3 protein-coding genes and 2 pseudogenes are annotated in these 4273 nt (G+C 75.9%); 3 read left to right on the top strand and 2 right to left on the bottom strand.

Features of this window, described 5'->3' with window-relative positions:
* Positions 1–261 (top strand): annotated as a pseudogene (locus RIF68_RS28905) (hypothetical protein); the annotation flags it as partial.
* A gap of 53 nt (positions 262–314) precedes the next feature.
* On the opposite strand, the gene RIF68_RS28900 reads toward RIF68_RS28905, so the two are convergent.
* Positions 315–566, bottom strand: a complete 252-nt coding sequence (locus RIF68_RS28900) for a hypothetical protein (RefSeq protein WP_309054237.1) — start codon at positions 564–566, stop codon at positions 315–317.
* Positions 567–715: 149 nt separating this feature from the next.
* On the opposite strand from RIF68_RS28900, the gene RIF68_RS28895 reads away from it, so the two are divergent.
* A complete protein-coding gene (locus tag RIF68_RS28895) occupies positions 716–1054 on the top strand; it encodes an alpha-amylase (protein WP_309054236.1) in 339 nt (112 codons plus the stop codon).
* Between the two features lie 245 nt (positions 1055–1299).
* Positions 1300–3393, top strand: coding sequence for a SpoIIE family protein phosphatase (locus RIF68_RS28890; RefSeq protein WP_309054235.1), 2094 nt, complete (start codon positions 1300–1302; stop codon positions 3391–3393).
* 264 nt (positions 3394–3657) lie between these two features.
* Here RIF68_RS28890 and RIF68_RS28885 read toward each other — a convergent pair.
* Positions 3658–4273, bottom strand: a pseudogene (locus tag RIF68_RS28885) (hypothetical protein); the annotation flags it as partial.

The raw sequence follows: 4273 nt of genomic DNA, 5'->3' as shown, positions 1-4273 counted from the left end.
CCCGATCCCGTGCCGTCCGACCCCGACGCGGTGACGCCGGACCTGCCCGCCCCGGGACCGGAGGCACCCGACATACGGATCGCCCGGCCCGAGCAGCCCCGGACCGAGGAGAGCGCCGACGGCGCGGCCGGGGACGCGGCGGGAGGCGACACCCGGGAAGCGGCCGGGCACGACGAGGAGGGGAAGAAGCCGGAGCGGGGCGACGACAGCACGGCGGTCGCCGGTCCGGGCACCCCGGCGCCCCAGGAGCAGACCGGCTGACGCCGGAACCCCCGGCCCGGGCGGGCGGAGAGCCGGCCCGCGCCGGGGGCCGGTCACGCCTCGACACCCGCCTCCCGCAGCACCTTGGCGACGCTGGGCCAGGACGGATCCATGGGTTCGGGCTGCTCACGCCGCCCGGTGGTCACGTCCTTGAACCGGACGACGTGGAGATCACCACCACCGGCCCGTCCGCCGCGGCCGCCCCGTGCCGCGGCGGCCTCCGGCGCCCCGCGGGTCGGCCGGTGGAACTCGGCCATGGTGAACGGGGTGGTGCGACCGGTCGGGGGTTCGGAGGTACCGGACATTTCGCGGCCTGCGGCACCTGAGGGGCACGCAGCTTCTTTCAGGTCGAGAAACATGCGATGACCTGCTTGTGAAAAGGGCGGCCCGGCCCATGTCTGAAATTCCTTGCAGCAACTTGCGGAAAGTTCTTTCGTCCGGTGAGGTGCGGGGCATGACGAACCGCATGAAGCACAGAGCGCGCTCGACCACCCTCGCCACCGCCACGGCCGCGGCGGGGCTGCTGACGGTGCTGACCACCGCCCCGCCCGCGGCGGCCACCGACTCCGCCGCCCCGGCGTGCGTGCAGTACCACCAGAGCTGGCGCTACACCGACGTGCACAACACGTGCGCGGAGACCGTCGCCGTCACGGTCGACTACACGAACGGCCAGTGGGCGCCGTGCCGGGTCGTGGAGCCCGGGCAGTGGGCCACCTTCGCCGGTTACGGCACCGACGGCAATTACGTGACGGGGCTGCGGACCTGCGACCCCGCCGCGACGAGCGGCGTCTGATCCGGCCGGCTCCGTCCCTCGCCACGGAGCTGAGAGGGCCCGGCCTACTGCCGGGCCCTCCTGCCGTACCCGAGGAGGCTCCGCCCGCCCGGCGGGCACCACGGCGGAGCGACCCCGTCCGGCGTGCCGGAGCGGCCGCCGCCGGTCTCCGGGATGGTCACCGCGCGGCCGGGGGCGCAGCATGGAGGGTGTTCAGCCGGTGGCGGCCCTCCACGCCGCCGGGCCGTGGGCGAAGGGAGCAGGCCATGAGCGACGGCGCGCCGCCCGGGCCGGACGGTTCCGGACCCCCGGAGGCCGGCGCCGAACGGCCGGCACCCCGGCGGGGCCTGCTGGACTTCCTGAACGTGGCCGCGGTCGTCCTGGACGCGAACGGCCGGATCGTCTTCTGGAGCCCGCAGGCCACCGACACCTTCGGTTACACCTCGCAGGAGGCGCTCGGCCGGTACGCCGCGCGGCTGCTGGTGGGGGAGGAGAACCGTGACCGGGCGGTGGAGCTGTTCGGCGGCGTCATGGGTACGGGGCAGCCCTGGTCAGGCGTCTTTCCCGTCCGGCACCGCGACGGTGCGACGCGGCCGGTGGAGTTCCGCTCCATGCGTCTCCTGGACGACCTCGGGGACGTGTACGCCCTGGGGATCGCCGTCGACCAGGCCGCCCTGCACGACGTGGAGAGCCGGCTGGCGCTCTCCGAGCAGCTGGTGTCCCAGGCACCGGTCGGGTTCGCCCTCCTGGACACCGATCTGCGCTACCGGCTGGTCAACCGGGCACTGGAACGGATCAACGGCGTGCCGGCCGCCGAGCACATCGGCCGCCACCCCCGCGACATCCACCCCGACTCGAAGGTGGAGATCGTCGAGAAGGCCCTGCGGCACGTGCTGGCGACCGGCGAACCGCTCATCGACCAGCACTTCGTCGGGCGCACCCGGGCCGATCCCGCGCACGACCGCGCCTGGTCCGTGTCCCACTACCGGATCCACGATCCGGCGGGCGAGGTGATCGGCGTCGCCACCTCGGTGGTCGACATCACCGAGCGCCACCGGGCCGCGGCCGAGGCCGAGCAGGCCCGTCGGCGGCTCGCCCTGATCGCGGACGCCTCCACCCGGATCGGGACGACACTCGGAGTCGAACAGACCGCCCGGGAGCTCGCCGAGGTCGCGGTGGGCGACCTCGCGGACCTGGCCGCGGTCGACGTCCTGGACGGCGTGCTGTCCTGCCGGACCGCCGCAGCGCGCGCGGACGGCCCGGAACTCTTCCGGGCCCTCGCCGTCGCCTCGGCCTTCCCCACGCACCTCACCGCCGTGGCGGACCCGGTCGGAGAGGTCGCCGCCTACGGCCCCGAGCGGCTGATCACCCGGTGCGTACGCACCGGCCGGCCCGTCCTCGTGGCCCACTGCGGCGAGCAGGACCTCCGGCGCATCGCCCGCAGTCCCCAGGCCGCCTCGGCCCTCGCCAGGAGCGGGGTCCACTCCTACCTCGCCGTTCCGCTGATCGCCCGCGACGAGGTCCTCGGCGCCCTGGACCTGCTGCGTGTCCGCAACCCGGCGCCCTTCGACGCGGACGACGTGCTCCTCGCCCGCGAGCTCGCCGCCCGGGCCGCCGTCGCCATCGACAACGCCCGCTGGCACCAGAACGTCCGCACCGCCGCCGAGACCCTCCAGCGCAGCCTGCTGCCGCCCGCCCCGCCCCAGCGCCCCGGCCTGAGGATCGCCTCCCTCTACCGGCCGGCCCGGGCCGCCAACGAGGTCGGCGGGGACTGGTACGACGTGATCTCCCTGACCGGTGACAGGACCGCCCTCGTCATCGGCGACGTGATGGGCAACGGCATCGACGCGGCGGCCACCATGGGCCGGCTGTGCACCGTCGTCCGCGCCTACGCCGCCCTCGACCTGCCGCCCGACGAGATCCTCCACCACCTGGACGACCTCACCGACGGCCTGGAGCACTACATCGCCACCTGCCTCTACGCCACGTACGACCCGCACACCGGCCAGTGCCGGATCGCCAACGCGGGACACCTCCCGCCGGTCCTGACCCGCCCGGGCCACCGGCCCCAGCTGCTGCACCTTCCCAGTGGCGCGCCGCTCGGCGTCGGCGGAGTCACCTTCGACACCACCACCGTCCCTCTGCACCCCGGCGACCAGCTCCTCCTCTACACCGACGGTCTCGTCGAAACCCGTGACGACCCCATCGACGAGCGCCTCACCACCCTTCTGGCCGCCCTCGGCCCGGCGGGCCGCGACTTCGACTCCCTGTGCGGGCGGCTGGTCGACGCCATGCGCCAGCCCGAGGACCCGGACGACGTCGCTCTCCTCCTGGTGGAGGCGGGGGAGCACGAGGGCTGACCTTCCCCGGGCGACCGGCCGGAGCGGCGGACACCGCGGGCCGGGCTCCGGCGGGTACCGCGCACCCGTGGGTACCGGCCGAACCGCTCGGCACGAGCACCGGCGAGGGCCGCCTCAACCCGACGGCGGTCCCTTCCCGTTCGACCGGCCGGCCGGGGGCCGCGCGGCCGTGTCACCCCCGGGCACCGTGGTGGCCGGCTTCTTCGGGAAGGACGGCGAACGGGCGTGCGGCAGGGGTGCGCCGGGCCGTGCGACGCGCTTCCTTCACCTGGCCGGCCCGCCTGTCGGTGCGCGGGGCTCCGGCCGGGGACCGGGGAGACGCGGCCGGTCGGGCGGGAAGGGGGCGGCGCCGCGCTCCAGGTGGTCGAGCAGGCGGCTCAGGGCGAAGTGGGCCTGGGGCGCGTCGAGGCGGGCGCCGAGCTGGGTGAGGGCGCGGTGGGCGCGGTGGCGGGCCCGGGCGGTACGGCCGGCATGGTGGTCGGTGAGGGCACGGGCGTACTGCGCGAGGGCGACGGCCCAGGTGTCGTGGCAGGCGGACGGCTGGGCGAGGGCGCGCCGCGCGGTCCGGGCGGCGCGCGCGGGCGAGAGGTGGCTCTCGACGACCGCCAGGGCGGCCAGGCTGACCATCCGGGCGGGGCCGCCCGGGGCGTGTTCCGGGATGATGTCGGCGGCGTGCCGGTAGTGCCCGGCGGCGGCGGGCAGGTCGCCGCGCCGCCAGGCGAGCGTGCCGTGCGCGTGCGCCACGCGGCCGGCGAGGGCGTCGTCGCCGGCGAGGACGGCGGTGGTCCAGGCCCGGTCCACCAGGGCGCGGGCGGTGGCCGGGTCGGTGCCGGCGGTGAGCCAGCCCGCCAGCCACTGGCCCCGGGCGGCCTGATGGCTG

The sequence above is a fragment of the Streptomyces sp. genome (genome assembly GCF_031178505.1).
Classification (GTDB): Bacteria; Actinomycetota; Actinomycetes; order Streptomycetales; family Streptomycetaceae; genus Streptomyces; species Streptomyces gulbargensis.
The sequence above is the reverse complement of the archived record's forward strand: the minus strand, read 5'-3'. Positions and strand labels throughout refer to the sequence as shown.

Excerpts from the sequence above, each read along its gene's own strand:
- RIF68_RS28900 (WP_309054237.1), bottom strand. The coding sequence starts at position 566 with ATGTCCGGTACCTCCGAACCCCCGACCGGTCGCACCACCCCGTTCACC.
- RIF68_RS28895 (WP_309054236.1), top strand. The coding sequence starts at position 716 with ATGACGAACCGCATGAAGCACAGAGCGCGCTCGACCACCCTCGCCACC.
- RIF68_RS28890 (WP_309054235.1), top strand. The coding sequence starts at position 1,300 with ATGAGCGACGGCGCGCCGCCCGGGCCGGACGGTTCCGGACCCCCGGAG.